The sequence below is a fragment of the Ensifer sp. B1-9 genome (assembly GCF_050474445.1).
Taxonomy (GTDB): domain Bacteria; phylum Pseudomonadota; class Alphaproteobacteria; order Rhizobiales; family Rhizobiaceae; genus Ensifer.
This window is the reverse complement of record NZ_JBCHVG010000019.1, coordinates 45,173-71,336: the sequence shown is the minus strand read 5'-3', so window position 1 is coordinate 71,336 and position 26,164 is coordinate 45,173. Positions and strand designations below refer to the sequence as shown.

Here is a 26,164-nt window from a genome sequence, read left to right as displayed (position 1 = left end):
AAACGGGAACCGCGGCTGAACGTGTCAACGGATTTGTTTTCCAGCACAGGGCATCGATAGATGGACAGCGAAAAGGCCAGGATAGGCGTCGATATCGGCGGGACGTTCACCGACGTCGCGATGGAATACCGCGGCAGGATCTTCTCGACGAAGGTGCTGACGAACTACGCTGCCCCCGAGGCGGCCATCATCCAGGGCATCACCATCGTTCTGGAGGACGCAGCACTCCCCTTCTCGGAGGTCGGAACGATCATCCATGGGACGACGCTCGCCACCAACTCGCTGATCGAGCGTCGCGGCGCAAAAACCGCCTTCGTAACGACCGATGGTTTTCGCGACGTCATCGAGATGCGCACCGAAAACCGCTTCGAACTCTATGACCTGAATATCGTGTTGCCGCCGGCGCTGATCCACCGCCGCGACCGCTTCGTCGTCGGGGAGCGGATCAGCGCGTCGGGGGAGATCCTGCATGCGCTCGACGCGGCCGAGGTTGCCGCGCTCGCGCGGACCATCCGGGAAGGCGGCTATGAGAGCGTCGCCATCGGCCTGATGCATTCCTACGTCAACGATGTGCATGAGCGGCAGGTGCGCGAAATCCTGCTTGCCGAAATTCCCGGCCTGTCGATTTCGCTGTCGAGCGAGGTCTCGCCTCAGATGCGTGAATTCCAGCGCTTCAACACCGTCTGCGCCAATGCCTATGTCAAGCCACTGATGGCGTCCTACCTCAACCGCCTCGTCGACAAGCTGCGAAAGGCGGGCGCAGACTGCCCGGTCTTCATGATCCATTCGGGTGGCGGCATCATCACCATTGAAAGTGCCGCGGAATTTCCGGTGCGCCTGCTGGAGTCCGGACCGGCGGGCGGGGCGATCTTCGCTGCCGAGGTCGCCAAGCGCTACGGCCTCGACCGTGTACTCTCCTATGACATGGGCGGCACGACGGCAAAGATCTGCCTGATTGACGATGCCACGCCTAAGACTGCCAAGACCTTCGAGGTGGCGCGGACCTACCGCTTCAAGAAGGGCAGCGGCATGCCGATATCCATTCCGGTCATCGAGATGATCGAGATCGGTGCAGGCGGCGGTTCAATCGCTTCGGTCGACGGTATGAAGCAGATCCGCGTCGGACCGCACAGCGCCGCCTCCGAGCCCGGTCCGGCCTGCTACGGCCGCGGCGGCGACAAGCCGACGGTAACGGATGCCGACCTGCTGCTCGGCCGGCTCGATGCCGACAATTTCGCTGGCGGCTCGATCAAGCTCGCAGCTGCCAATTCCGAGGGCGCCTTCGCCCGCGAGGTCGGCGAGAAGCTCTCCATCGACAACAATGCCGCCGCCTTCGGCGTCTGCGAGGTGGTCGACGAAAGCATGGCGAATGCGGCACGCATGCACGCCGTTGAAAACGGCAAGGAGCTTGCCGAATACAGCATGATCGCCTTCGGCGGTGCCGCGCCGCTGCATGCCTCGCGTCTCTGCGAGAAGCTCGGCATGAAGGAGCTTTTGATCCCGCCGGGTGCCGGCGTCGGCTCGGCCATCGGCTTCCTACGCGCCCCCATCGCGTTCGAATCCGTTCGAAGCGCCTATATCCGCTTCGCCCGTTTCGATGCGGCCAAGGTCAATACGGTGCTCAAGGAGTTGCAGGACGAGGCCAAGCGCTTTGTCCATGCCGCCGACCCGGATGCGAAGGTGGAGATGGAGTGCATCGCCTATGTCCGCTATGTCGGGCAGGGCTGGGAGATTCCCGTCATCGTCGACATCAAGTCCTACAGCGATGCAGACGGCCCGGCGTTGCGGGCAGCCTTCGAAGACGCTTACGCCGCCTATTTCGGCCGTGCGATCGACGGCCTCGATGCCGAAATCATCAGCTGGTCGCTGCGCGCCAGTTCGCCCATCCATTCGGCCGCGTCCGTGACGCGGGTGGCGAAGGGCAAGGCCGCGCCGGTGCCGGCGGAACGCGATATGTTCGATGCGCGGGCCGGCAAGTATCTGCCCTCCGGTATCGTCGAGCGCACGTCGCTTTCTGCCGGCGATTACGTCTCCGGACCGGCCGCCATCGTCGAGCGCGAGACCACCACGATCATCTCTTCTTCCTATGAAGCGATCATGCAGCCCGACGGTTGCCTGCTCGTAACGCTCAAGAACGCGTAAAGGACACGACCATGACGAAGCAGCGCGATGTCATCGCCGAGATGCGTCTCCAGATCATGTGGAACCGACTCATTTCCGTGGTCGAGGAACAGGCTCTGACGCTGGTGCGTACGGCCTTCAGCACCTCCGTCCGCGAGGCGGGCGACCTTTCGGCAGGCGTGTTCAACATTGCCGGCGAAATGGTCGCCCAGGCGGTGACCGGCACACCCGGCCACGTCAACGCCATGGGCGAGGCCGTTGGCCATTTCATCAATACCATCGGACGCGACAACCTCTTCGAGGGCGACGTTTACATCACCAACGATCCCTGGAAGGGTACCGGCCACCTGCACGATTTCACGGTGGTGAGCCCCTCCTTTCACAAAGGTCGCCTGATCGGCTTCTTCGCCTGCACCGCCCATGTGGTCGATGTCGGCGGCCGCGGGTTCGGGCCGGATGCCAATGAAGTCTATGAAGAAGGCATCTTCATTCCGATCATGAAGTTCGCCGAGCGGGGCGCGGTGAGCCGCGATCTCATCAACATCGTGCGCAACAACGTGCGAGAGGCCGACCAGGTTATCGGCGACCTCTATTCGCTCGCAGCCTGCAACGAGATTGGTCACAAGCGTCTCATCGAGATGCTCGCCGAATTCGAGATCGACGATATCGAGGATCTCGCGAAATTCATCTTCGAGCATTCCTACCAGGCGACGATCGACCGGATCGCCGAGTTGCCGCAGGGCATCTACCGCAATTCAATGCGTGTCGACGGCTATGGCTCGCCGATCGACATGGTGGTCAGGCTCGACGTGCGCAAGGACGAGATCGTCGCCGATTTCGACGGCACGTCCGGCCCGAGCCCGCTCGGCATCAATGTGCCGTTGATCTACACGACCGCCTATGCCGCCTACGGCCTGAAATGCTCGCTGGCCCCTGAAATCCCCAACAATGCGGCCTCGCTGAGGCCGTTCAAGATCGTCGCACCGGACAATTGCATCCTCAACGCCCAGCGTCCCGCGCCGGTCGCCGTCCGCCACGTCCTCGGCCACTTCGTGCCGGACACGGTGCTCGGCGCGGTGCACAGGATGCTGCCGGATACGGTTCCGGCGGAAGGAGCCGGCGCGCTCTGGAACATCCATCTCAGCGCCCGTCCCTCCGGCGGCAAGGTCGCCAACGGTCTCGACCTGCACCGCACGGAAATCCTGATGTTCAATTCCGGCGGCAGCGGCGCACGGCCGACGCTCGACGGCCTCAACGCCACGGCCTTCCCGAGCGGCGTGCATAGCATGTCGGTGGAAGCCACCGAACATGTCGGACCGATCATCGTTTGGCGCAAGGAGCTGCGCAACGGTTCGGGCGGCGAGGGTCGCCAGAGGGGAGGGCTCGGCCAGGTGGTCGAGATCGCGCCGACAGAGGGCCATGAATTCTACTTCAATGCGATGTTCGACCGCGTCGAAAACGCGGCGCGCGGCCGGGAAGGCGGCCATGACGGCGCGGCTGGCCGTGTCCATCTCGATGACGGCACGCGGCTGAAGACCAAGGGACGCCAGTTTGTGCCGGAAGGCAAGCGGCTGGTGATCGAGTTGCCCGGTGGTGGCGGCTACGGCAATCCCGCAGAGCGGCCCGCCGAGACGCGCGAGCGAGACCGCCTCGATCAGTACATCGTCGCGGATTGAAGGACAGGGCGATGAATGCAATCGAAACCTTGGCCGCGGAGATGGGGCGGTTTCAGCTGACCCCGGGCCTTCGCGGCGTCCCGATCGGCACGGTCGTTACGGATTCCGCCTCAGTGAAAGGGCAGGGGTGGCATCCGGCGGACGGTGAGATGAGCCTGCCGCTCCTATCGCTCGATCTACAAACCTACGCCGAGAACAAGGCGGTGATGTTGGAGGTTTGCCGGGTGTTCGGTTGCGAGATCGCTCCGCATGCGAAAACGCCAATGTCCCCCGTTCTGGCGCGCGATCTTGTAGAGAGCGGGGCCTGGGGCATCTCGGTCGCAGACCTGCGGCAGGCGGAAGTGATGCTGCACCACGGCTTTCGAAAGCTTCTCATCGCAAACGAGATCGGCGGCCGCCGCGCGGCCGTGCGGCTGGCGCGCCTGCTGAGTGCCTTTTCCCAGCCGGATATTCATCTCTTTGTCGACTCCGCCGAACTCGTCGCGGGGCTCGCAGAGACTTGGGGCGACGATACCTGTCTGCCGCCGCTGAAGCTGCTGGTCGAAGTCGGTTGCGGTCGCGGTGGCGTAAACTCCAACAACGAACTGGACCGGCTGCTTGCCGTCATCGGCGACCTGAACGAACCTCGGATCACCTTGGCGGGCGTCGCTGCCTATGAAGGCACTGCGAACCGTCCTGGCGAGGCGGAGCTTCTGGCGAATCTCGACGATCTCTTTTCCCGTGTCTCCTACGGGCTCATGGCGGTGCGGCGGCTTACCGGCGAAGGCATGCCGCTAATCCTGTCGATGGGCGGATCGAGCCTGTTCGACCATGTGATCACTCGCTGCCGGAGCATCCTCGATGAGGACGGAAATGCAAGCCTTCTGCTGCGCAGCGGCGCCTGTTTCTTCAGCGACAACGGGCCAATCCGCACCCGCCTTCGCGCCATCGCTCGTCGCGGTCTGCTCGGGGCCGAGATTAGCAGTCGGATTGCCGGCGCGTTTGAGCCGACGCTTCGGCTGTGGGCGGAGGTACTGTCGGTAAACGGATCCAACGACGTCATCTGCGGTGTAGGTCTCAGGGACGTCGCCCATGACCAGGGTGTTCCGACACCGCTCGTCCTGTGGCGCAACGGCAAGCGTCTTGCCGTGCTCAGCGAGGGCGCGATGGTCTCCAAGTTGAACGACCAGCACGCCTTCGTTCATGTGCCGGGTTGCGCGGTCGAACTCGGCGACGTGATCGAGTTCGGGATCAACCATCCCTGCACGACGATCGACAAGCATGACGTGATCTTCGGTCTCGACGACAAGGGCGCCGTCAGCGCCGTCCTTCGAACCTTCTTCGGCTGAACAATAACAGGATTGAAAAGATGAGTGCTTCCGTAGCCGACCGACTGAAAGAATTGGGCATCAAGCTTCCGGGCGTCTCTGTCCCGACGGCGACCTACATTCCGACGAAACGGGTCGGATCCAGCCTTCTGGTTTCCGGTCAGGTTCCGCGTGTAGATGGCAAGATGGGCTTCATCGGCAAGGTGGGCGACACGATCTCGCCTGAGGAGGCAAAGGAGGCCGCGCGGGTCTGCGCGCTGAACATCGTCGCCCAGCTTCACACCGCGCTGGATGGCGATCTCGACCGCGTTGCCGGCTGCTCGCGCGTGCGCGGCTTCGTTAATGCCGTGCCGGATTTCGGTGCGCACGCCGCCGTCATCAACGGTGCTTCGGATCTCATCGTTGAAATCTTTGGAGAGCGGGGGCGTCACACCCGTACGGCCATCGGGGTCGGCTCGCTCCCGCATGGTGTCGCGGTCGAGGTCGATGCGGATTTCGAGATTGACCGCTGAGACGACAGTATTTCCGGCAGGTCTCACAAAACAGAGGGAACGGCGAGCACGGATATGGGATACGAATTCGATTTCTCGGCGGTATGGGATGCCTGGCGCATCCTTTTGGACGGCACCCTGGTTGCCCTCTATTATACGGGCATTTCCAGCATCCTTGCGCTGATCCTCGGGATCATGGTGATGGTCATGCGGCGCAGCGATGTCTGGCCGGTCCGTCTTTCCGCGCAGGTGTTCATCGAGATCATTCGAAACACCCCTTTTCTGGTGCAGCTCTTCTTCATCTTCTTCGGACTGCCCGCGATCGGGCTGAAATTCTCGGTCTCGGCGGCGGCGATCACCGCGCTGACGATTAACACCGCGGCCTATATCGCTGAAGTCCTGCGCGGCGGCGTCGACGGCCTTCCCAAAGGGCAGATCGAGGCGGGCAAGGCGCTTGCCCTCAATCGCCGGCAGATTTTCTTCGACATCGTCCTGAAGCCGTCGGTCCGCTCTGTTTATCCAGGCCTCTGCTCACAATTCGTGCTTCTCCTTCTAACATCGAGCGTCGTCGCATCGATCTCCGCGCCGGAACTCACCTATTCCGCCCAGATGATCGAGTCACTCTCCTTCCGCAGCTTCGAAGTCTACTTCGTCGTGACCGGAATCTATCTCGCGCTTTCCATCTGCCTTTCAACGCTGCTCCGGCTGTTCGGCCGCATCTACTTCTCCTATCCGATCAACTGAGGCCGGGACTATGATCAGAGAACTTTCGGTCAACGACCTATGGATGCTCTTCGAGGGCCTGAAGTGGACGGTCATGCTGTCGCTCATCGCCTTCGTCGGCGGCGGCATCGTCGGCGTCCTCGTCGCCCTGATGCGCACGAGCGCCTATGCCATCCCGCGCTGGTTCGCCTATCTCTATATCGAGGTGTTCCAGGGAACGCCGCTGCTCATGCAGCTCTTCGTCTTCTATTACGGCGTCGCCCTGGTGGGACTCGACGTCAGCGCTTGGATCGCGGCGGCCATAGGTCTGACAGCGCACACCAGCGCCTTCCTCGGAGAAATCTGGCGCGGTGGCATCGAGGCCGTCCCGGGAGGTCAGACGGAAGCGGCACGCGCGCTCGGGCTGGGCTATCGCCACCGGATGATCGACGTGGTCCTGCCGCAGGCCTTCAAAATTTCGCTCCCAGCTACGATCGGCTTCCTGGTGGGCCTCGTGAAGGGCACATCGCTCGTCGCCATCATCGGGTTTACGGAACTGACGCGCGCCGGGCAGATCATCTCCAACAACACGTTCCAACCCCTTGTCGTGTTCGGGATCGTCGGCGCCGTCTATTTCGCGATCTGCTGGCCTCTCTCCCTCCTCAGTGGCCGCCTGGAAAGGAAGATGTCCTTCGGGCGGTAAGAAAATCGGCGAACTCGGCACGCCGACCGGAATTTCCCTGCCGATCAACAATATAGAGGTGAACACAATGCTATCTTTGAACAATGGCTTCGGGCGCCGCAGCTTCCTCGCTCTCGCCACCATCGCTCTTGCGGCGGGCGCCGCAGGCACGTCCTTCCACACGGCGGAGGCCGCGACTCTGGAGGAAATCAAGCAGAAGGGGACAATCACCTTCGGCATCGTCACCGACCAGCCGCCCTTCAGCTACATCAATGCCGACGGCAAGAATGAAGGCTACGACATCGACATCAGTCAGCTGATGGCCAAGGAACTCGGCGTCAACGTCGCCTATGTGCCAATCACCAGCGCCAATCGCATCCCCCAGCTCCTGACCGGCAAGGTCGACATGCTGATTTGCGTGATGGGCATCTTCCCGGACCGTGCGAAGGTCGTCCAGTACGTCACGCCCTATGCGGCGATCAAGGCCGCCATCTATGGCCCGAAGGACGGCGGTGTGTCCAAAATAGAAGATCTCGCAGGTCATTCAGTCGCCGTCGAAAAGGGCAGCTCGATGGACAAGGCCATCACCGAAGCCGCACCCTCTGGCACGAATATCCAGCGCTTCGACGATGCCTCCTCCGCAGTGCAGGCGCTGCTTTCCGGTCAGGTCGAATATCTCGGCAGCTACAGCCACCAATTCCTCGGCGTCGACAAGGCGGCTCCCGGCAAGTTCGCCGAAGCGCTCGTGCTGAAGACAGAGTACGAAGGCATCGCGGTCAGCCCGCAGTCGAAGGAACTCGGCGAATGGGCGGGTGAATTCTGGACGAAGCACAAGAAAGACGATGTTTTGAACGAATTCTACCAGAAGCACTTCAAAACCGCATTCCCGGACATGCCGACTGAAATGGACGGCATCACCTTCACTGCGAAATAAGCACCGAACGGATCCATACTGCGAAAGGAAGACGCCAATGGCAAACAAGACGATTGAAATGGTGGACGTCGACAAGTGGTATGGATCCCTTCACGTCCTCAAAAAGGTCAGCCTTTCGGTGGACAAGGGCGAACACATTGTGCTCTGCGGCCCCTCAGGCTCCGGAAAGTCGACGCTGATCCGCTGCATCAACTACCTGGAGCAAACGCAAGGCGGCAGCATCTCCGTCAACGGGGTCGATCTCGGCAAGAAGGGCACCAATGCCGACCATATTCGCCGGGACGTCGGGATGGTCTTCCAGCACTTCAACCTCTTCCCGCACAAGACGGTGTTGGAAAATTGTATGCTGGCCCCCAAGCGCGTCAAGCATGTCTCCGACAAGGACGCGCGCGAGACGGCGATGCGCTACCTGGAACGGGTGCGCATCGCCGAACAGGCTAACAAATATCCAGCCCAGCTTTCCGGCGGGCAGCAGCAGCGCGTCGCGATTGCGCGTGCGCTGTGCATGGGACCGCAGATCATGCTGTTCGACGAGCCGACTTCGGCGCTCGATCCGGAAATGGTCAAAGAAGTGCTGGACACGATGATTTCGCTTGCCGAGGACGGTATCACGATGATCTGCGTGACCCATGAAATGGGGTTCGCCCGCGCCGTCGCCCACCGCGTCATCTTCATGGATGGCGGCCAGATAATCGAAAGCGCTCCGCCGAACGAGTTCTTCTCGAACCCGCAATCGCCGCGCGCCAAGGCATTCCTCGGGCAGATCCTGAACCACTGAAGAACCCGCCGCCCTCGCGGCAAGTGAGAGAAAAGAATGACCATGGTTGCATTCCAAAGCCGCAGGGTATCCACCATCAAATCCTCACCCACGATGGCGATTTCCACCGCAGCCAAGGCGATGCGGGCGAGGGCGAGCATGTTGTCGACCCCTCGCTAGGCGAGCCGGATTTCGAGTAGTTCTTGTTCCGACCCCTTCCTGGCGCAACAAATCAAGACGTCGTGGATCTGCTGCAGAATAATGGCCACAAGGGTACCCCTGTCTTCCCGCCCTACCAAAACGTAGAATAAGCGCAATGCCATATCTCGGCAAAACACCACGCGCTCCTTCACGGAGGTGAGCGGGTCCATGGCTGGCGCTCTGGCGCTTCGACACTGACGGCGGTGTGCCAATCATATTTGCCGAACATCACAGCGACTGGGAGAACCCATCTTGGCCAGCTGGTGGACGTGACGCCGCCACGTTTCGGCGTGACGCTGCCACCATCGTGCGGGAGGCGGGTATTTCCCTTTGAGAACCGATCTAACCACTTGGCCTGAGGTCCCGCGCGTGTTCAGGGGCGCACAGACAGAGTTTGAGTTCTTTCCACTTGACCCGCCGAACCTACCGACGGCCGTCGCGGATCTTGTCGCGTCCTTGAATTTCGATATGTCGAGGTATCTTACGGAGCCGGAAATTGGTTAGCTACGCCGGCGCCTAGAGGCGGTCGTCGGGGTCCCGCTTGCAAGGCTGTTTAGGCTGAACTAATCGCGGCCGTAACTTGGGGCGTGGCTGGTGAGGGCCTGCTAGATTTGACCGGACGCTTTGGTGTGAAGCCCTGTCTCTATCATAACGGGGTGCGTTCGTCAGGCCCGAAGACCGCTTCATGGACTTGCGCGAATGTGTCCTTGGTTCGGATCCTTTCAACTGCAATCAAAAGCAAGATTTTCTCGCGTCCGGCCCTCCATTCGTTCAGAGCCTGCAAGCAGTTATTATCCAGGCGCGCGAGTCGAAGAGTATTCCCTCAGGAGTAACATGCGTCTCAAGTAAATTGCGCAATTGTTTCAATGCCCGGTGACGCTGCTTAACGGCTTGTGCCAGATCGTCTGCGAGATAGAGATCGATGAGTACTTCAGAGGCTGCATCGACATCCACGCCATAGAAAACGGATTCTCGCACCTCGGCAAAATCGATCGAAGCAAAGCCAGCGCCCCTAAGCACTCCCGTTACAATGGCGGGATTGCTCATTGAAAACGCTGCGGGAGCATCGGGGGAAACTGCGATTAGGGGTGCCATAGCCCGTCTGATGGACTGGGCCCACTCATTGCGCTCCTGGCTCTGCCACACCATCCATGCAAGGCGCGCGCCTGGACCCATCGCGCGGGCTATATTGGCACACGCGGCCGCCGGATCGGCAAAGAACATGGTACCAAACCGACTGATGCAGACATCGAAGCTCGCGGCCGGAAATGGGTGACGCTGGGCATCGCCATGCTCAAATGCAACATTCCGCAATGCCGCTTCGCTGGCACGTCGTCGCGCAATCTCAAGCATCTTCCGCGACGTATCCACGCCGAGCGCGTGGCCATTCACCGCGATACGGGCGGCCTCACGCGTCGTTTGTCCTGCCCCGCAGCCAATATCGAGCACCCGATCTCGTGTGCCAACGCCGGCGGCCGCGCGCAGATGCTGATTGTGCCGTCGTAATTCGGCGTCATAGAAGTCAGCGCGATCCAAGGTCATTGCTCTCCATCGGCTTGTCACTGTCATTTGGCGGACATTCCGACATGCTCGTCGATAGCGGAAACGATTTTGTCCCAATCACCGGGGTGTATTTCATGGCCGCCACCTTCGACTTGCACAAACCTGGCATCAGCTACGACTCGTGCAAGAGCCTCGCCGTGCGCCATCGGGAAAACCGGATCGGCCGTGCCGTGAATGACGAGAAGCGGCACGTTCATCTCAGTCAGCCGCCCTCGCCATGTCGCGCCGACGTCAAAAAGAACGCTGTGGTTGGTCGTGCTCAGATAGCCTCCGGAGCGGTCGAAATCCCGTTCAATAAAAGCGCGGGTGCCGGCCGCGTCGAACGGGTGTGCCGTCCCCGCCGTCAGGCGCGCATCCTCGACCAGGTACGCGACGGCTTCCACTCGGTCCGACCAATCCGCCTCCACGGACATATGCTCCATCCAGGCCTCGCCGCTTGCTGGAAGGCCGGACGTGTCGACGCCGACCGGCGAGGTGCTGATCGCCGTCAGCGACAGCACGCGCTCCGGATTCTTCAATGCTACCACTTGGCCGACCATGCCGCCGAGGGAAAAGCCGACGACATGAGCGCTCGAAATCCCGTAGCCGTCGAGCACGCGGAAGACGTCGTCGACAGCATCGTCGAAGGTGTAGCCGGGCCGACCGGGCGGATATTTTGTCGAAAGGCCGGAGTCGCGCTGGTCATAGCGGATGACGAAGCGCCCTCGCGCGGCCAAGCGCTCGCAGAACTCCTCACGCCACCACAGCATCGACGCCATTCCGCCCATGATGAGAATGAGCGGCGCCTGGTTTTGCTCGCCGAAGCTCTGCGTCGCGAGCTCGACCCCGTCAGTGCGGACAATCACTTCACTCATGCGAGGCCCTCCCGGTGCAGCGCGGCTTGCACCGAAGGCCGCTGCCTGATTCGTGCGATGTAGTCTTGAAAAGGCTCCGGCAGGGAAAAACCGAGGTGAGTCGCGCCCCAGGCAAGTTGAAACAGATAGGCATCCGCGACCGTGAAGGTCTCGCCGAACAGATAGCCCCGCTCCAGTCGATCTGCGACAAAGCCGAACCAATGTACGATTTGCAGGCCGGTCGGCTCTCTGGCTTCCTCCGGAAGGGAGAGGTAGGTGGGGAAGCGCTTGTGAATCTCGGTCGCGATAAAGCTCAGCATCTCGAGCAGTCGATAGCGGCCAAGGTGACCTTGCGGGGCAAGCCTTGGTGCGCGATCGGCGACCCAGGCCAGGATGGCAACATTTTCTGTCAGCACCTCACCATCGTCGAACATAAGGGCGGGCACATAGCTCGTTGGATTGATGTCCGTGTAGCGACCGCCCCCTTCAACCTGCTTGGTCTCGAGGTCGACCTTGACCAGGTCGAACTGAATTCCAGCCTCCTGCATCGCAATGTGGTCCGCCAGGCTTGTGAACCCGGGCGCAGAGTAGAGTTTCATCCGACCAATCCTTCCTTCGTTTCATATGTGCATGTCTGAGAAGAGGTAGGTCGGGCCGTGCGGCTGGTCGATCGCCCGTAGACGTCCTCTTCGTGTCCGCATACTGTGGCTAAGGCAGGGGGTGGCGCATCAGGCATATTGAGTAGGACCGACGCGAAATGCATGGTGAGGTCGACTGAGCGCATTTGGTCGGAGATGATCAGCTTCACCTATGGCCTGCCTCTGCAGGCCGGCCCATGCGCATAGTAACCGTCAGCCGGGCTGCTGATCGTGCGCATTCGAACGACGACGACTTCTTCTTCGCTAAATCTTGGATTCACGGTATCGGAGCATTTGTGTCGACTTTCCGTAAAAGGGTGCCGCTCTCGGGCCGAACCGCAGAACTCATTTCCATGGAAACCGCCTTCCGAAATGTTTCTGGCGGTCGGCAACTGTGCGTTCTTCTCGGGGCCGAAGCAGGTGGCGGAAAAAGCCGCCTGGCGGAAGAGTTCGCCCACCGGATCTCTGATCGTGCCCTTGTTTTAAAAGGTGGATGCATCGAACAGCAGGAAGCGGCCCTGCCTTATGCGCCCGTCACGGCTCTATTGCATGAATTGGTTCGTCTACGGGGCCAGTCCTTGATCACAACGCTTGTCGGCCGTGAGGGTGCGCGAGAACTGGCATGGCTTCTTCCCGAATTCGGCGAGATCTCGGAGCGCTTCGATGCGGGCATCGCAAGATCCCGGCTGTTCGAGACGCTGCGCAAGCTATTCGAGGAACTGGCACGCGACATGCCGCTTGTCTTGGTCATCGAGGACATTCATTGGGCCGATCAAGGAACCTTCGATCTACTTCGCTTCCTCACGAGGCGGCTGAAGGGAATTCGGCTCATGCTCATCCTCACCTATCGACCCGAGGAGGCAAGCGGCAGCAACGCCATGCGGACAACCATCGCGGACCTTTCTCTTTCCGAGGGGTGCGAAGCGATCAAACTTCCTCGCCTCACTCGCACGGAGATCGCCATGCAACTCGAGGGCCTGCTCGGGCGGCGGCCAACGCCTGCTATGGTCAACAGCGTCTATGCAAGGGGCTGCGGCATCCCGCTGTTCACCGAGGCCCTCGTGGATGCGTGCGGAAGTCTGCGGACGGATGTTCCCGGCTCGCTCAATGACTATCTGCTGAAAGCCGTGAGAGACGTGCCAGCAACGACGCGCGCATTGCTGAAAGTGATGGCGCTCGGTGGCACGCATATCACCCATTCGCTTCTTCGCAATGTGGCGGACAAACCAGACCTCGAGCTCGCGGAATTGCTGCGCCCCGCGATAATGGCTGGGATCCTGGTGTCTGATCGTGAAGGATATGCGTTCCGCCACGCGCTCATCCACAGTGCTGTGCGGGACGACCTGATTGCCGGCGAAAAGATGGCAGTCCATCGCATTTATGCGGATGTGCTCGAAGGTGGACCGGTTCCGAGCTACCGCATTTGGCATTCCGTAGCGCTGGCGCGGCACTGGCATGGCGCCGGCCAGGCGGAACGATGCCTCAAATGGGCCTGGCATGCTGCGGGGGAAGCCGCTGCTGCTTTCGCCTATATGGACCAGATGGAAATGCTGAAGCTGGTGTTGGCGGCGTGGCCCGAAGTCGAACATGCGACTGAATTGATTGGCGTCAACCATGGCAAGGTGCTGGAGCTCGCTGCTGACGCCGCCTGCTGGGCAGCGGAGGCGGAACAGGGGCTCGCCTTTGTCGAACGCGCACTCGTCGAATTGGATCCCGACCGCGACGGGGAGCAGCTGGCAGCGCTTCTTCTGCAGCGTGCGGTGATGCGTCAGCACGCGCTTATCCCAGGCGAGATCGCAGACCTTGAGCAGGCGCTTATTCATGCCGTGCGCCCGACAAGGGGGCGCGCTGACGCACTCGGGCAGTTTTCCCGCGCGCTGATATTGCGAGGAGAGTTCGATCGCGCCAGGCGACTAGGCGAGGAATTGAGGGATCTGGCGGAGAGGCTGAATGACGAGGAGTACCGCATCGAAGCCCTGATCGTAGAGAGCTTGGTGAACTTCGCGTCCGACAGTTCTGACATCGAGGCGTTTTGGAGCGTGGCTCGACGTGCTGAGCAGGTCTCCATTGGCCGCGTCGAGGTGTTGGCCGGCGCAGCTCTGCTTCAGGCCCTGCTCGAGACTGGAAAATACGCTGATATCCTTGAGATCGGACCTGCGATCTTCGAGCGCATGGCCGAGCTCGGCCAAGCTCGGTACACAGGAGCAACGGTCGGTTCGCCCCTTTGTCGCGCCTTCCTGGCGCTCGGCCGCATTTCCGAATCTGTTGAGACGTGCGAGCGGATGGCAGCTTTGGATCCGCTGCCGCTCGGGCTTGTTCATGTATATGAATGCCAGGCGGAGATCGCCTTGGTATTGGCGGATGCGGATCAAATTGCATCGGCGGTAAGATCGTTGCGCGATCTCCCGCCCGGACCCCAGGTCGCCAACCGTATGGCGGCCAATCTTCTGAGATTTGAGATCGAAAGCCGTGCTCTCGCGAGCGACGGGGATCACTCTGCAATTTTGGTCAGGTCCGCCCTGGAATATCTGAAAACGCGAAGCGGCGCGTCATGGCCGCTCCTGGTCTCCACTATACGCCTTGCCGTCGATACGAATCAGAAAGACATCGCTCTCGAACTCGCTGAGCTGGCCACTCAGGCTCGATGCCGCAATATGGTGGAGCGGGCGGAGAGGCTGGAAATAACGGCTGAAATCTCCCGCGCTACGGCTCCTGATCTCGATAAATGGGAAGCCGCAGCCCAAGGTTGGGCAGATTTAGGCCGGCCCTTCCGGCAGGCATATGCCCTCATGCAAGCAGGCGCTGCCGCAGTGAGCACCAACAGGCGCTCGACGGGAGCGTGCCATTTCAGACGCGGCGCGGAGCTTGCCCATTCGATCAGCGCTCGGCTTTTGCGCGACCAGATCGAAGCCGTCGCCGCAAAGGCTCGTATTGATTTACGAAAGGACGAGGATGAGGGCGCCTCAAAGGCGCCCCTCGGCCTGACGGATCGGGAATTTGAGGTGCTCCGGCTAGTCGCAGCCGGACAGAGCAATAGGGAGATAGCCAAGACTCTGTTCATTTCGGCGAAAACGGCGAGCGTTCATGTGTCCAACATTCTGGCCAAGCTTTCCGTCCCCAGCCGTGGCGCTGCGGCCGCTGTCGCACACCGGCTCCGGATTATCGATCTGGGATAGAGTTGTTGGTTTGGCGGCACTTGTGCATGCGACTGAACAAGGAAGGTCGGCTGATGGCGCAGTGATCAAGAAAATTGCGTCCTCGTCGGCGGTCTCCCGAGGGAGACCGCCGCTTCGGCTAGCTATAGACCTCCCAGCTATCTCGCCACTAGTTGCCGGTCTACCGCGTGAGTCCCGATTAAAGCGAAGTCCTCCGAAATCCTCCATCGCCGTCAAGCCGCGTTCTTTCTCCATGCGGAACGCCGTCGCCCGGCTGATCGACGCCTTCGCGGAGGCGACCTCAACAGAATGCGTTTGTCGATACTTCATGAATAATCTCATCTGATGATCGGTTACATGGCGACCCGGCACATTCCAGAAAACCGCCACCATAGCGGGCCGACCGCGATCATGAGACGCCTATAAATTGCGCCGCGGCGGGGGTGTAACTTCGGTCGGGCTACGCCCTCCCTTCGTCACACCCCCGCCGCCGAGTCTCATCCTGATTGACCCGTTCACACGCCAGCGCCGCATGGTGGTAGAGAATAGAGGGAGGAGGGCAGTCACACGCCCACCTGTGCTCTGAAGGAGATTGACACAAATTTGGCAGGTGATCCGCCACCCCACGAGTTGACTTCGAAGAATGATGTGCGATCCGACGCCGCGCCAGATGCGCCTTGGGCGATCAAGGCGCTGCGTGACGAGCCCTTACCGTTGTTTACTGCTGCTGCAGAACTCGAGATGACAGCAATTGCAGAGTAGCACGAGCCGGAGGGTGTCAAGCTTCATCGTGAACTGGTCCAATCTCTCATGCTGCTTGACACCAACCGTGGTGGTGCGCGGAAGGAACGCCGGAGCGATCGATTTTGTAGCAGCCGAGGTCGGGCGGTGGTTGCAGCACTCTTGGGGGATCCGAGCAGCCACTGAAGGGGACGTCCACCGCTCCTCACGTAGGGGCGGAGAGAGCAGGGATCTTCGTCAGACTGGCACGCGAGAGTAAAGCAGTCATTTGGGGCAACGTTCCCGGTCGTGAGAGCCTGCGCTCGCTCGAGTACATATGGTCGATGCTCTCGGACGATGCTGTCGCGGAATTCATGATCCTCTGCGCAGACCGGCTAGGTCTTCAGCTCAGCCCAGGACAGGTCGAGGAAGCACAATCCCGCCTTTTGGCGCTGTATGAGGCGATCGCTTCGGCTCACTCCGAGCGGCAGTGGACTCACCACGAGGAGGAGTTTCAGGGATGGCTAGTAGGGTCCTGGGGTCCGGCTCCTAGCATACGATCGCTCCCTTAGGCCTACCCTGTGAGCGCGCGAGCGCTTCTGAGCCCGAGGTAGACCAGTGGCGGGCTGCCGAAGGCCCGCTTGAACATCATTGTGAAGGCCGCGGGGTTCTCGTAGCCGAGATCCATTGCCACCGTGGTCACGGCTTCGCCGGCCGCCAGACGTGGCAGCGCGGAAAGCAGACAGGCCTGTTGGCGCCACGCGATGAAGCTTAAGCCGGTTTCGCGCCGGAAGAGGCGGGTGAAGGTTCGGCGGCTCATGCCAAGCGCGTGAGCCCATTCGTCGGTCGTCTGATGGATGTCTGGTTGCTCTAGGAACTGGCGGCAGCGCGCCGACAAGGCCCCCTGGGCCGGGTACCGTAGCGAGAGAGGCAGAACCGGAAGCTGCTGCAATTCGTGCTCGATCAGGCGCATGAGCGTCCCGGCACGTCCCTGTAGTTCGTATTCGAGGGGAAGGGCTAAAGCCTCCGTGATGAGGCTGCGCATGAAGGGCGAGATGGCAACGACTTGGCAGCGGCTCGGCAGCCCCGGGACAGCGTCGGGCTCGAGATAGAGGCTCTGCATGGAGACGTTACCGACCATACGGACGTGATGCTCCATTTCGGGCGGGATCCACATGCCGCGTTGGGGCGGCATCACCCACGTGCCCTCCACGGTCCTCAGCACGATGACCCCGCAAGCGCCCGAGATCAACTGTCCACGACGGTGGTGGTGTGGCTCGATCACGAAACCGTCGGGAACATCCCGGCCGAGGGCGATGATCGGCCGGGGGATGTGGTCAACTGCATCGATATGCACGAACGGCATAGTGGCCCACTCTAGTAGATTCGTGGCCCATGATCGGTGGCAGGGCAGGTCGTGGTGCTATATACCCTGCGTGCAGTCGGCCGCAAGACTTTCATAGACGGTACCGCGCAATCTCTCGAGATCGACCCGTGAACACTCGAGCTTTTCATGACAAAACATCGCATGGGGCCGGCCCCGGCCGGTGATCGCGATGGCCACCCGAAGCTATCCCACGCCAGGGGACACGTCCTGAGATGCAAATCGTCATTCATCTAGACTCCAAGAGTAAAATCAGTCTGCAGGTGCAGATCTACGAGCAAATCGTAGATCATATCCGTGCTGGGCATCTAAAGGCCGGCGGTATACTGCCAAGCTCCCGTGACTTGAGCAGCCAATTGCGGGTATCACGGAACACTGTCTGCGAGGCTTACGAAAAATTGATTTCCGATGGTTACATCCGCACCGTGCCGCAAAGGGGAACCTTTGTTTGCGGGACGGTGCCTGAGGATGCGATGTCCACGATGGTACGAAAGAACATCGAAAAATCGGACATGATGTCCTCGATCAACTTGCCGCTCCCGTACGGAGCCCGGGGTTTGCCGGGCCTTTATGCGCCCCCCGATCTCCAGATCCGCACAGACTTCCGCTTCGGGCGCTCCGAACCGCATTCCTTTCCAGCCAAGACTTGGCGACGTCTTGTTCTCGAGTGCCTGGGCGGTGCATCGAAACGCATGTGCGAGTATAATGATCCCGCCGGAATCCTCGAATTGAGAGATCTCATCGCGAACTATCTTGGACCCTCGCGTGGCATGTCCGTCACGGCCGAGAATGTGGTCATCGTGGGCGGATTCCAGCAAGGCATCAACCTCGCCGCCCATCTCTTGGTGGGCACCAACACGCCAGTGGTGATGGAAGCGCCGTGCTATCGCGGCGCCGCCTTCCTGTTCGAGACGCATGGCGGCAGGGTCATCCCTGTGCCCGTCGACGAGAATGGAATTATCGTGGAACGACTGCTCGAGCATCGGGTGAAGGTCGTTTACGTGACGCCATCGCATCAGTTTCCGACGGGCGGCACCATGTCGCTCGAACGCCGACTGGCGCTTTTACAATGGGCGGCAAAAACCGGCGCTTACATTCTGGAGGTCGATTACGACTCCGACTTCCGCTACGAGGGAACCTTGCTGCCATCGTTGCAGTCTCTCGATCGCACTGGCTGCGTCATCTACCTCAATTCGTTCTCGCGTTCGATCGGCCCGGGTTTGCGTCTCGGGTACATGATTGTGCCGCGTCACCTTCTGAACGCGACAAGAACGCTGAAGGCCTTGATCGACAACGGTTCTCCGTGGCTCGAGCAAGCGACGCTCGCGGAGTTTATGAAGAATGGGAGCTTTACGGCCCACCTGAAGCGGCTCCGTAACACCTATCGTGACCGCCGCGATAAAGTGAGATCGTCCATTGAGAAGTATTTCGGACAGCCGACGCTGGCGGGTGACGAGGCTGGCACCCACATGCTTTGGAGCCCGCCGGACTCGTTGCCTAACGCCGCGGAACTCGAGGCCCTTGCAAGAACCGTCGGGGTGGGCCTCCACGGACTGCCATCAGGAGCGGTCCTGCACGAAAACATGCTCGCTGATCACGAGCGAAAGATCCTGTTGGGCTATGTGCATTTGACGCCGACTCAAATCGAGGACGGCTTCATCCGGCTTGCGGGCGCCCTGTCTGACGCGAAAGCGCGAACGAGTTCGTTTGCCGGGGCGGCAACGCCTAGATGCCGTAATGGGCCGGCACTCCTCGTATAGCCACGAAGGTGACTGTCCCATGACGTGGCGGCACACGCCGAACCGTCTGCTTGCGCTCTGCTTCCTTGCCGGCAGCGGTATGGCTATCATGACGCCCGCCTCGCAGTCGTCTGTGAGCGAGCAGGTGCCACCTCAGGCCCTGCCAGCGGCCGTCGCGCTCAGTGGTATCAGCTACACATTGGTGCAGCTTCGGCCCTGCAGTTGGCGGGATAGTCGTCGTAAGCGCAGGTGCCGTAGCGGCGTTTGCACTGAACCCTGTACTCTACGTCCCCTTGAATGCTCGCCCTGTTGGGTTTGGAGCGTGTCTTCCCTGGACGGGAGCAGTTGAGCCGCGCGATTGTCTCAGGGGTCCGGCACATCCTCTACTCGCCGTCGATCAGGATGGTCCTCAGCCGCACACTGGTGACCGGGCTTAATAGGCGCCTCGATTCGGCGCTGATGCCTCTGGTCGCACGGGATTTTCTGCGCGGAGGTGCCCAGACCTACGGCATCATGCTCGGCGCCTTCGGCTTTCGCGCGATTCTCGGCGGGCTCTTGATTGGAGGCTCGCCAACGCCTGACCGGGAAGCCGCCCTGGGCGCCTGGGGGTCAATGGGGTGCGCGATTGCGGGAATGGCGGTGAGCTAAATTCAGGATCCGGTCGTGAGCGCGCGCACTGGCCCCATTGTTTGTTCGCTGGCTGGCCCTGCTCAGCGAAGCTCCAGAATTGGAAATAGGCGAGGGGGCAGTTCGGCGATGTTGTTGTGGCTGCGATCCCGCAATTCCTAAGCGCGCCGGCGGCGTGCACAACTGAGAGGACGTTTCGCGTGGAAAACAGGAAAGTATCGAAGTTCGGCGTCAAGGCAGCTACTCCGATCGAAGCGGATCTGGACGGGTGGAAGAAGGTCGCCGGCAATCCGACGATGAAGACCTGGATCGAATACACAGCAGACGACAACTCTTCGATTTCGGGCTGGTGGAGTGCCACGCCGGGTACCTATCACGCAACGTATGCTGCGCCTGAATTCGTCCACATGATCGAAGGTCAGATCACCATCACGCCGGATGGCGGCGAACCGGTGACGGTCAAGGCCGGAGACGCCTTCGTGGTCGAGAAGGATTTTGTCGGTACATGGAAAATCGAGAAAGAAGTTTTCAAGCACTTTACCATCAAGCTCAAATAATCGGCTCCTGGGGCTTTGGGGGCGTCCACGTCGGGATGCCCCCGCAAATCTTGGCTTCAAGGGTTCATCGTGTGAATATGACGCTCGTTCCAGCCAGCAATCAACCACCCGTCGGTGACTTCTCCCGCATCGTGACTCACTCAGATGAAAGTGTCCGTGACGGATCGTTGCGACCGCTTTGTCTACCGGATGTCGAAGGACATGACGTTCCTTCTGAGGAAGGACCGCCTGACACTCGACGAACGGGGTTGTGCTTGACCGTCATCGCGCGTGGCGGCGCGGCTTCGTCGATCTGACGCGAGGACTGTCCCGCCATCTTGACTCCCGTGCTCTGCAGGAGCTGACGCTAACGACTAACGGCACACAAATGTCCAGACCGGTTTGTTCGATCACTTCCGGAAGTCGTTTGCCCTTACCGACACGCGGGTGTGGATCGCGGCGAGCGGGTGCGAGTGCACCTGTTCGTGGCCACCCTGGCTACTCGCGCCGGCTGTATATCCGCCCCTCGCTGCGGGAGCGCCAGGCCGACTGGTTCGAGGGCATGGAAGGCGCCTTTCTGCGCTTCGGCGGGGTTCCGGCCGAAGCGCTGTTCGACAATCGCGCTCGTCGAGCATCACGATGCGGCCAGCCGTGTCCTTAGACGAGGTTTCCACATCTTGACGTTCACCAACGTGACAAACGCCGGAGCCGTATCACCGGATCCATCGCTCAAGCGCTGCCACCGGCAAGCGTCCGCGTGAGGGCGGCCGCAGACATAGGCCGCGCGAGCGGCAAGGCTTGGCCGGCCCAAAGGTTAGTGAAGTCGTCGCGGCAGGCGGCCTCGGCAGCACTCCGTAATGGTCCCAGCGCTGTACCAGCCGTCGGGAAGGCCGGGGTGAGATCAGACAGGGGGCCGAGATCCTCCATGAGCCGATTGACGATGCCGCGCGCCGGCCTGCCGGTGAACAGGTTGGTGATTGCGGTAGGTCGGTTCGGGCTTTCGAGCGCCTTGCGATAAACCTCCGAGACCTTCGCTTCGGATGTGAACAGGTAGGCGGTGCCGACCTGCACGGCGGCCGCGCCCAGCGCGAAGGCCGCCTCGACGCCGCGCCTATCGGCAATGCCTCCGGCGGCGATCACCGGCACTGGGACGGCGTCTGCAACTTGCGGCACCAGGGCGATGGTGCCGACCTGTTGCGACATCTCGGTGGTCAGAAAACTGCCTCGATGCCCGCCAGCCTCGAAGCCCATGGCGATGACGGCGTGGACGCCTCGATCAGCGAGCCAACGGGCCTCCGCCACGGTGGTCGCAGATGCCAGCACCTTGGCGCCTGTGCGCCTGACCCGATCGAGCAACTCTGTCTCTGGCAGACCGAAGTGGAAGCTGACGACCTCCGGCCGGTAGGCTTCCACAACATCGCATGTAGCATCGTCGAAGCGCGTGCGTCCGCTCGGGGTTAACCGCATGCCCGGGTCAAGGCCGGCTTCGGTGTAATACTGAGAGAGACGTCCCAACCAGGTGGCTTGTCGGGCCCTATCCTCGGCCGGGTTCGAGTGACAGAAGAAGTTGAGGTTGATCGGGCGCAGCGTGCCCTCGCGAACCCTGTCCAGCGCGGCCCGGAGATGGGTTTCCGTATACTGTGCGCTCGGCAGAGAGCCCAGGCCGCCGGCCTCGCTCACGGCGACGACCATCTCCGGCGTCGTTGCACCGGCCATCGGCGCCTGAATGATCGGCAGATTAATCCCGAGAAGGTCCAGGAGTTGCGCCTGTTTCGACGACATGGCCGCGATCCCTTCGATTGTCCGTCGATAATTTGAGAGTTCCTAGCCGGTCGGATAGGTGATGAATTCCATCAGCGAGCCGTCCGGATCGCGGAAATAGATGCTGATACCGGGACCGGCGGCGCCGTTGCGAGGCACCGGGCCGAGCTCGACCGGAACTCCGTGGCGTTCGAGGTGACCGATGGCCTCCTCGATCGACCCCGACCAGCGGAAGCAGAGATCGCTGCCCCCGGGCATGACCGGCAGCCGGGGGAGCGGATCGCCGATCTGGCCGGGACCTTGAACGTTGAGCTGCACGCCGCCGAAGCGGTAGGCAAAGCCCCGGCCCATCGGTAGCGGTTCGGCCCCGAGCACGTCGCGGTAGAAGGCGTTGGACCGCTCCCAGTCCGAGACGTGGATCACGCAATGGTCGAGGTGGATCGCCAGGCCCTGGGGCATATCGGTCAACGCCTCGGCGAGTTCGGGCAGCGGCGCGGGATCGAGCATTGCGGGAACTCCGGCGCCGGATGGCCCGGCTTTCGTAACTTTATGTTCTTCCACTAACAGTTCCTTTCGGACGCTGGTGACGACACGCTAGGTCTTTGGGATTGAATGGGGCGAGGGATATGGCCCCCTACCCGTCTCTACTTGATGCTCTACGCAAGCAATGAATAGAGCCAGTGCGCGAAGAATTAATGGTACCAGCTGATACCAGCTCCCTAAAGGCGTGACTTGTTGGGCCTGTTCGAGGCAACGTGGGTCTGATTCAAGCTGGGGCATGGAGGTTCGCCATGCCCATCCCACTCCGGAACGGCTTCGACGCCGCTGCTCTTCGAGGGCTCGCCCGCAAGACCAAGCACGGCCCGCAGGCGCGGCGTCTATTAGCGTTGGCCGCGGTCTATGAGCGGCGGCAGATTGTGCGGGACTGGGTGGTCAGGTTCAACGCGCTCGGGCCTGATGGGCTCATCGACCGCAAGCCGCCGGGTGTGCCCACCAGGCTCAAAGACACGCATCGGAGTGCGCTTGTGATGGTCATCGAGCAGGGGCCGATCCTGCCGTTCATGGCGTGGTGCGCTGGCGCTTGGTCGATCTGGTCCAGTGGGTCCGGGAGAAATTCCGGATCACCATCTCAGTGCCGACCCGAGCCGTGAATTGCGGGTATCGCAAGCTCTCGGCCCGCCCGCGCCACCACGCCAAGAGCGACGCTCAGGTAGACGCTTTTAAAAGGCCTTCTCCGCTCGTCTGGAGGAGATCAAGGCAAGTCCTGCCAGTGGCAAGCCCAAAGAGATCTGGTTCTGCGATGAGGCTCGCGTGGGGCAGAAGAACAAGACCACCCGGCGCTGGGCCACACACGGCCCTCAGCGCCCAAGGACCAGAGGCCCCAATCCACCGACATCTTCGGAGCGATCTGCCCGGCTGAAGGCAAGGGTGCTGGCCTCGTTCCGCGCCCCTGCAGAAGTGAGGGTATGAGCCTGCATCTGGCGGAGATCTCGCACGCTGTCGCGCCGGGGGCTCACGCGGTGCTGCCGTTCGATCAGGCGGGACGGCAACAGTCGAGGAGGCTGGTAGTCCCGGCCAACATCACCCTCATGCCACTGCCCGCCAAGGCACCTGAGTTGAAGCCGGTCGAGAACATCTGGCAGTTCATGCGCGAGTTAGGCGGCGCTGTCGCTCCTGTTGCGCGCGCAACGTTCGAGGCTGACAAAGGCCCAACTGGCACCATCGAAAGTTCTCCCAGTGGCTCTGTTCATGGAGCGTGAACTTCAAACAATGAAGGCGCAAACGCGACCATAGTTGCCGCGACGTTCTGAATCGCAAATTGGTCGATGGTTGTTCCACTAGATCGTTTTCACTGCTTGAGAGGAGTTGCTCAAATGGAGAACAAGAACTGTCTGTCGATTCTGAGCAGACGTGAAATTTGCCGTGCCTCCAGATCGTACGGCGTTCGCGACGTAACGATCAGCGATGGCAACATTGCGTCCGTTGCTGGCACCGCTCTGCTAACCCCCTCGGCGGAGGCATAATGCAGATGAGTGCTGTGCCACAGGAAGTCTGGGCGACGCTCTCGCAGGAGCAGCGCGACGCCTCGTACAACACCAATATCGCGGTAAAGAACAGCGCCGAACTGATCGAGCGCCGTGCTGCTGCATCCAAGATCTATCGGGCAGCGCATGCGAAAGCGCTCGACATTCCTTACGGTGACAAGCCGCGCATGGCGTTCGACCTTTATCCAGGGGAGAAAGCGGGGCCGTGCCTTATCTTTATTCACGGCGGATACTGGCAGCGTAACTCACGCGAAGTGTTTGCGACCTACGCGGAAGGCGTCAACAAGGCTGGCTGGTCGTTCGCGATACCGGGCTACACGCTCGCGCCGGAAGCCACGTTGACCGAAATTGTCGGCGAAATTCGACAGTCGCTGGATTGGCTTGCAGCGAATGGCGCGAAGTATGGCGTTAGCGGCCCGTACGTGCTGAGCGGCTGGTCGGCCGGCGGGCACTTGACCGCGATGCTACTTGGTCATCCGGCCGTGGCTGCGGGACTCGGGATTGCGGGCGTCTACGAGCTAGGACCTCTCCGCGACACCTATCTCAATGAGGCGTTGAAGCTGACCGAAGTCGAGATTGAAACGCTCTCGCCATTGCGGCTTCCTGTCGTCCACAAGCCGATGGCGATCACTTGCGGAGAGAACGATCTGCCGGCGCTCATCAGCGACTCGCGTCGGCTGCATGCGATGCGTACGGCAGCCGGTGCGACCGGCCCGCTCATCGCGCTGGCCGGCGAAAATCACTTCACAATCCTCTCTCAATTTCACGGTGGTGCTCTAATCAAGGCCGCGCAGGACATTCTCGCGCTATCGCAGAGGTCCGCCGCATGAGCCACGACCGCTCGCGTCGGAGTTCGCCTCGGCCAAAGGGCCGAGGCGAATCGTAAAAACCATCGCCGGGGCCGCCGCTGCAGGCCTCAAAAGCAACAACTATTCTGGGGAGGATCACCACATGGGAACTGCTACGGCAGAAAAGCATCCACGCAAAGTCATCGCCGCATCGTATATTGGGTCGGCACTCGAATGGTACGACTTCTTTCTCTATGCGACCGCTGCCGGACTGGTGTTCGGCAAACTCTTCTTCGACTTCGGCGGCAACGGCACACTTATCGCGCTCGGGACCTTCGGCGTCGGCTTCGTCGCGCGCCCGTTCGGCGGATTGTTCTTCGGCTATATCGGAGACCGTCACGGCCGTAAGCCGGTGCTCGTCATCACGCTGCTGATGGTCGGCCTCGGCACCGCGATCATAGGGTTGCTCCCGACTTACCAGCAGATCGGCATATGGGCACCGATCCTTCTAGTCGCGATGCGATTGGTGCAAGGTTTCGGTGCAGGTGCCGAATTCACCGGCGCCGTGATCTTGCTTGCCGAATATGCGCCGAAGAATAAGCGCGGGCTCTGGTGCTCGTTTGCACCGGCCGGCGGCGCCCTCGGCTTCTTGCTAGCATCGGGCGCGTTCTGGCTGGTGTCTCAGCTGCCACAGGAGCAGTTCATGACCTGGGGTTGGCGCCTCCCGTTCCTCGCCAGCATCGTGATTGTCGCGTTCGGCCTCTGGATACGATTCCGTATCGACGAGACGCCCGTGTACGAGACGATCGCTAAGCAACCGGCTCAGAAAGCGAAGAATCCGATCATCGAGTCGGTGATGAAGCAACCGCGCAATTTCTTTGTCGTTCTCGGGGCTCGTCTCGCCGAGAACGGTTTCAGTTATCTGTTTCCGGTTTTCGGGCTCAGCTACGCAGTTAACACGCTTGGGTTGCCGAAGGATCAGTTGCTGTTTGTGCTGATGACGAGCTACGTTATTCAGATCGTGTGCGGAATGTCTTTCGCATCGTTGTCCGATCGGATTGGGCGGCGTCCGGTCTACATCGCGGGTGCGTTGGTCGGCTGCTTGATCGCCTTCCCGTTCTTCTGGCTGCTGGAGTCGAAATCGTTTGCGGCAGTGATCGCAGCATTTTGGTTGGCGCAGTTGGCGGTCGGTATGATGATCGGCGTGCAGGCATCGTACTTCTCCGAGCTGTTCGGACCGGCGCGGCGCTTCTCGGGCTTCGCCTGCGCGCGTGAGCTTGGCTCGCTGCTCGCCGGCGGTCCCGCACCCGCGCTGGCCACCGCGATGGTATCATGGGCGTCCGGCTCGTCGTGGCCGGTGGCGGTCTACGCGATCTTCCTCGGGCTCTGCACGGCTTACGCGGTGTGGATGGGGCCGGAGACCTATCGTGACGATATCTCGGTCGACAACGCGGAAACACAAGCCATGCAAATAGGTCAACCACAACGTACGGCGATATGAGAC

Annotated in this window: 19 protein-coding genes and 4 pseudogenes; 17 read left to right on the top strand and 6 right to left on the bottom strand. The window is 61.1% G+C overall.

Annotation, left to right across the window (positions count from 1 at the left end; all coding sequences use genetic code 11):
* The first annotated feature begins 60 nt into the window (after positions 1-60).
* The 8 genes from ACQ5BM_RS29685 (at position 61) to ACQ5BM_RS29650 (ending at position 8,691) form a co-directional block, all read left to right on the top strand.
* Positions 61-2,142, top strand: a complete 2,082-nt coding sequence (locus tag ACQ5BM_RS29685) for a hydantoinase/oxoprolinase family protein (RefSeq protein WP_429819007.1) — start codon at positions 61-63, stop codon at positions 2,140-2,142.
* Positions 2,143-2,153: 11 nt separating this feature from the next.
* Positions 2,154-3,797, top strand: coding sequence for a hydantoinase B/oxoprolinase family protein (locus tag ACQ5BM_RS29680; protein WP_429819006.1), 1,644 nt, complete (start codon positions 2,154-2,156; stop codon positions 3,795-3,797).
* 11 nt (positions 3,798-3,808) lie between these two features.
* Positions 3,809-5,125, top strand: a complete 1,317-nt coding sequence (locus ACQ5BM_RS29675; protein ID WP_429819004.1) for an alanine racemase — start codon at positions 3,809-3,811, stop codon at positions 5,123-5,125.
* A 20-nt stretch (positions 5,126-5,145) separates the two neighbouring features.
* A complete protein-coding gene (locus tag ACQ5BM_RS29670) occupies positions 5,146-5,616 on the top strand; it encodes a RidA family protein (protein WP_429819002.1) in 471 nt (156 codons plus the stop codon).
* A 54-nt stretch (positions 5,617-5,670) separates the two neighbouring features.
* A complete protein-coding gene (locus tag ACQ5BM_RS29665) occupies positions 5,671-6,339 on the top strand; it encodes an amino acid ABC transporter permease (RefSeq protein WP_429819000.1) in 669 nt (222 codons plus the stop codon).
* Between the two features lie 13 nt (positions 6,340-6,352).
* Positions 6,353-7,000, top strand: coding sequence for an amino acid ABC transporter permease (locus ACQ5BM_RS29660; protein ID WP_429819036.1), 648 nt, complete (start codon positions 6,353-6,355; stop codon positions 6,998-7,000).
* Between the two features lie 67 nt (positions 7,001-7,067).
* A complete protein-coding gene (locus ACQ5BM_RS29655) occupies positions 7,068-7,913 on the top strand; it encodes a transporter substrate-binding domain-containing protein (protein ID WP_429818998.1) in 846 nt (281 codons plus the stop codon).
* A 37-nt stretch (positions 7,914-7,950) separates the two neighbouring features.
* Complete coding sequence (locus tag ACQ5BM_RS29650) at positions 7,951-8,691, top strand: amino acid ABC transporter ATP-binding protein (protein ID WP_429818996.1); 741 nt, start codon at positions 7,951-7,953, stop codon at positions 8,689-8,691.
* A gap of 951 nt (positions 8,692-9,642) precedes the next feature.
* Here the strand turns inward: ACQ5BM_RS29650 and ACQ5BM_RS29645 are convergent.
* The 3 genes from ACQ5BM_RS29645 to ACQ5BM_RS29635 are packed head-to-tail and all read right to left on the bottom strand — an operon-like array spanning position 9,643 to position 11,866.
* Positions 9,643-10,413: a class I SAM-dependent methyltransferase gene (locus tag ACQ5BM_RS29645; RefSeq protein WP_429818994.1), complete on the bottom strand. Its 771-nt coding sequence runs from the start codon at positions 10,411-10,413 to the stop codon at positions 9,643-9,645.
* Positions 10,414-10,436: 23 nt separating this feature from the next.
* Positions 10,437-11,288 carry an alpha/beta fold hydrolase gene (locus ACQ5BM_RS29640; protein ID WP_429818992.1) on the bottom strand — a complete coding sequence of 284 codons (852 nt, stop codon included), beginning with the start codon at positions 11,286-11,288 and terminating at the stop codon, positions 10,437-10,439.
* Positions 11,285-11,866, bottom strand: coding sequence for a glutathione S-transferase N-terminal domain-containing protein (locus ACQ5BM_RS29635; protein ID WP_429818990.1), 582 nt, complete (start codon positions 11,864-11,866; stop codon positions 11,285-11,287). The genes ACQ5BM_RS29640 and ACQ5BM_RS29635 overlap by 4 nt, the downstream gene beginning before the upstream one ends.
* A gap of 335 nt (positions 11,867-12,201) precedes the next feature.
* Here ACQ5BM_RS29635 and ACQ5BM_RS29630 point away from each other — a divergent pair, with 335 nt between their 5' ends.
* Complete coding sequence (locus tag ACQ5BM_RS29630; RefSeq protein WP_429819034.1) at positions 12,202-15,081, top strand: helix-turn-helix transcriptional regulator; 2,880 nt, start codon at positions 12,202-12,204, stop codon at positions 15,079-15,081.
* Between the two features lie 1,273 nt (positions 15,082-16,354).
* Here ACQ5BM_RS29630 and ACQ5BM_RS29625 read toward each other — a convergent pair.
* Positions 16,355-17,146 carry an AraC family transcriptional regulator gene (locus tag ACQ5BM_RS29625; protein WP_429818988.1) on the bottom strand — a complete coding sequence of 264 codons (792 nt, stop codon included), beginning with the start codon at positions 17,144-17,146 and terminating at the stop codon, positions 16,355-16,357.
* A 233-nt stretch (positions 17,147-17,379) separates the two neighbouring features.
* Here ACQ5BM_RS29625 and ACQ5BM_RS29620 point away from each other — a divergent pair, with 233 nt between their 5' ends.
* From ACQ5BM_RS29620 to ACQ5BM_RS29600, 5 genes and pseudogenes are all read left to right on the top strand, one after another.
* Positions 17,380-18,924 (top strand): PLP-dependent aminotransferase family protein, encoded by a 1,545-nt coding sequence (locus tag ACQ5BM_RS29620; RefSeq protein ID WP_429818987.1) that lies wholly within the window; start codon positions 17,380-17,382, stop codon positions 18,922-18,924.
* Positions 18,925-18,958: 34 nt separating this feature from the next.
* Positions 18,959-19,467 (top strand): annotated as a pseudogene (locus tag ACQ5BM_RS29615) (MFS transporter); the annotation flags it as partial.
* Between the two features lie 263 nt (positions 19,468-19,730).
* A complete protein-coding gene (locus ACQ5BM_RS29610; RefSeq protein ID WP_429818985.1) occupies positions 19,731-20,087 on the top strand; it encodes a cupin domain-containing protein in 357 nt (118 codons plus the stop codon).
* Positions 20,088-20,222: 135 nt separating this feature from the next.
* Positions 20,223-20,330: pseudogene (locus ACQ5BM_RS29605) on the top strand (GTP 3',8-cyclase MoaA); the annotation flags it as partial.
* A gap of 174 nt (positions 20,331-20,504) precedes the next feature.
* Positions 20,505-20,728 (top strand): annotated as a pseudogene (locus ACQ5BM_RS29600) (IS21 family transposase); the annotation flags it as partial.
* Between the two features lie 67 nt (positions 20,729-20,795).
* Here the strand turns inward: ACQ5BM_RS29600 and ACQ5BM_RS29595 are convergent.
* Both ACQ5BM_RS29595 and ACQ5BM_RS29590 read right to left on the bottom strand, forming a co-directional pair.
* Entirely contained in the window at positions 20,796-21,848 is a 1,053-nt protein-coding gene (locus ACQ5BM_RS29595) for an NAD(P)H-dependent flavin oxidoreductase (protein WP_429818983.1), read from the bottom strand.
* A gap of 42 nt (positions 21,849-21,890) precedes the next feature.
* Positions 21,891-22,334, bottom strand: a complete 444-nt coding sequence (locus ACQ5BM_RS29590) for a VOC family protein (protein WP_429818981.1) — start codon at positions 22,332-22,334, stop codon at positions 21,891-21,893.
* A 284-nt stretch (positions 22,335-22,618) separates the two neighbouring features.
* Here ACQ5BM_RS29590 and ACQ5BM_RS29585 point away from each other — a divergent pair.
* The 3 genes and pseudogenes from ACQ5BM_RS29585 to ACQ5BM_RS29575 all read left to right on the top strand — a co-directional run.
* A pseudogene (locus tag ACQ5BM_RS29585) lies at positions 22,619-23,482 on the top strand (IS630 family transposase); the annotation flags it as partial.
* Positions 23,483-23,850: 368 nt separating this feature from the next.
* Positions 23,851-24,702 carry an alpha/beta hydrolase gene (locus ACQ5BM_RS29580; RefSeq protein WP_429818979.1) on the top strand — a complete coding sequence of 284 codons (852 nt, stop codon included), beginning with the start codon at positions 23,851-23,853 and terminating at the stop codon, positions 24,700-24,702.
* A 121-nt stretch (positions 24,703-24,823) separates the two neighbouring features.
* Positions 24,824-26,161, top strand: coding sequence for an MFS transporter (locus ACQ5BM_RS29575; RefSeq protein ID WP_429818977.1), 1,338 nt, complete (start codon positions 24,824-24,826; stop codon positions 26,159-26,161).
* Positions 26,162-26,164: the final 3 nt, after the last annotated feature.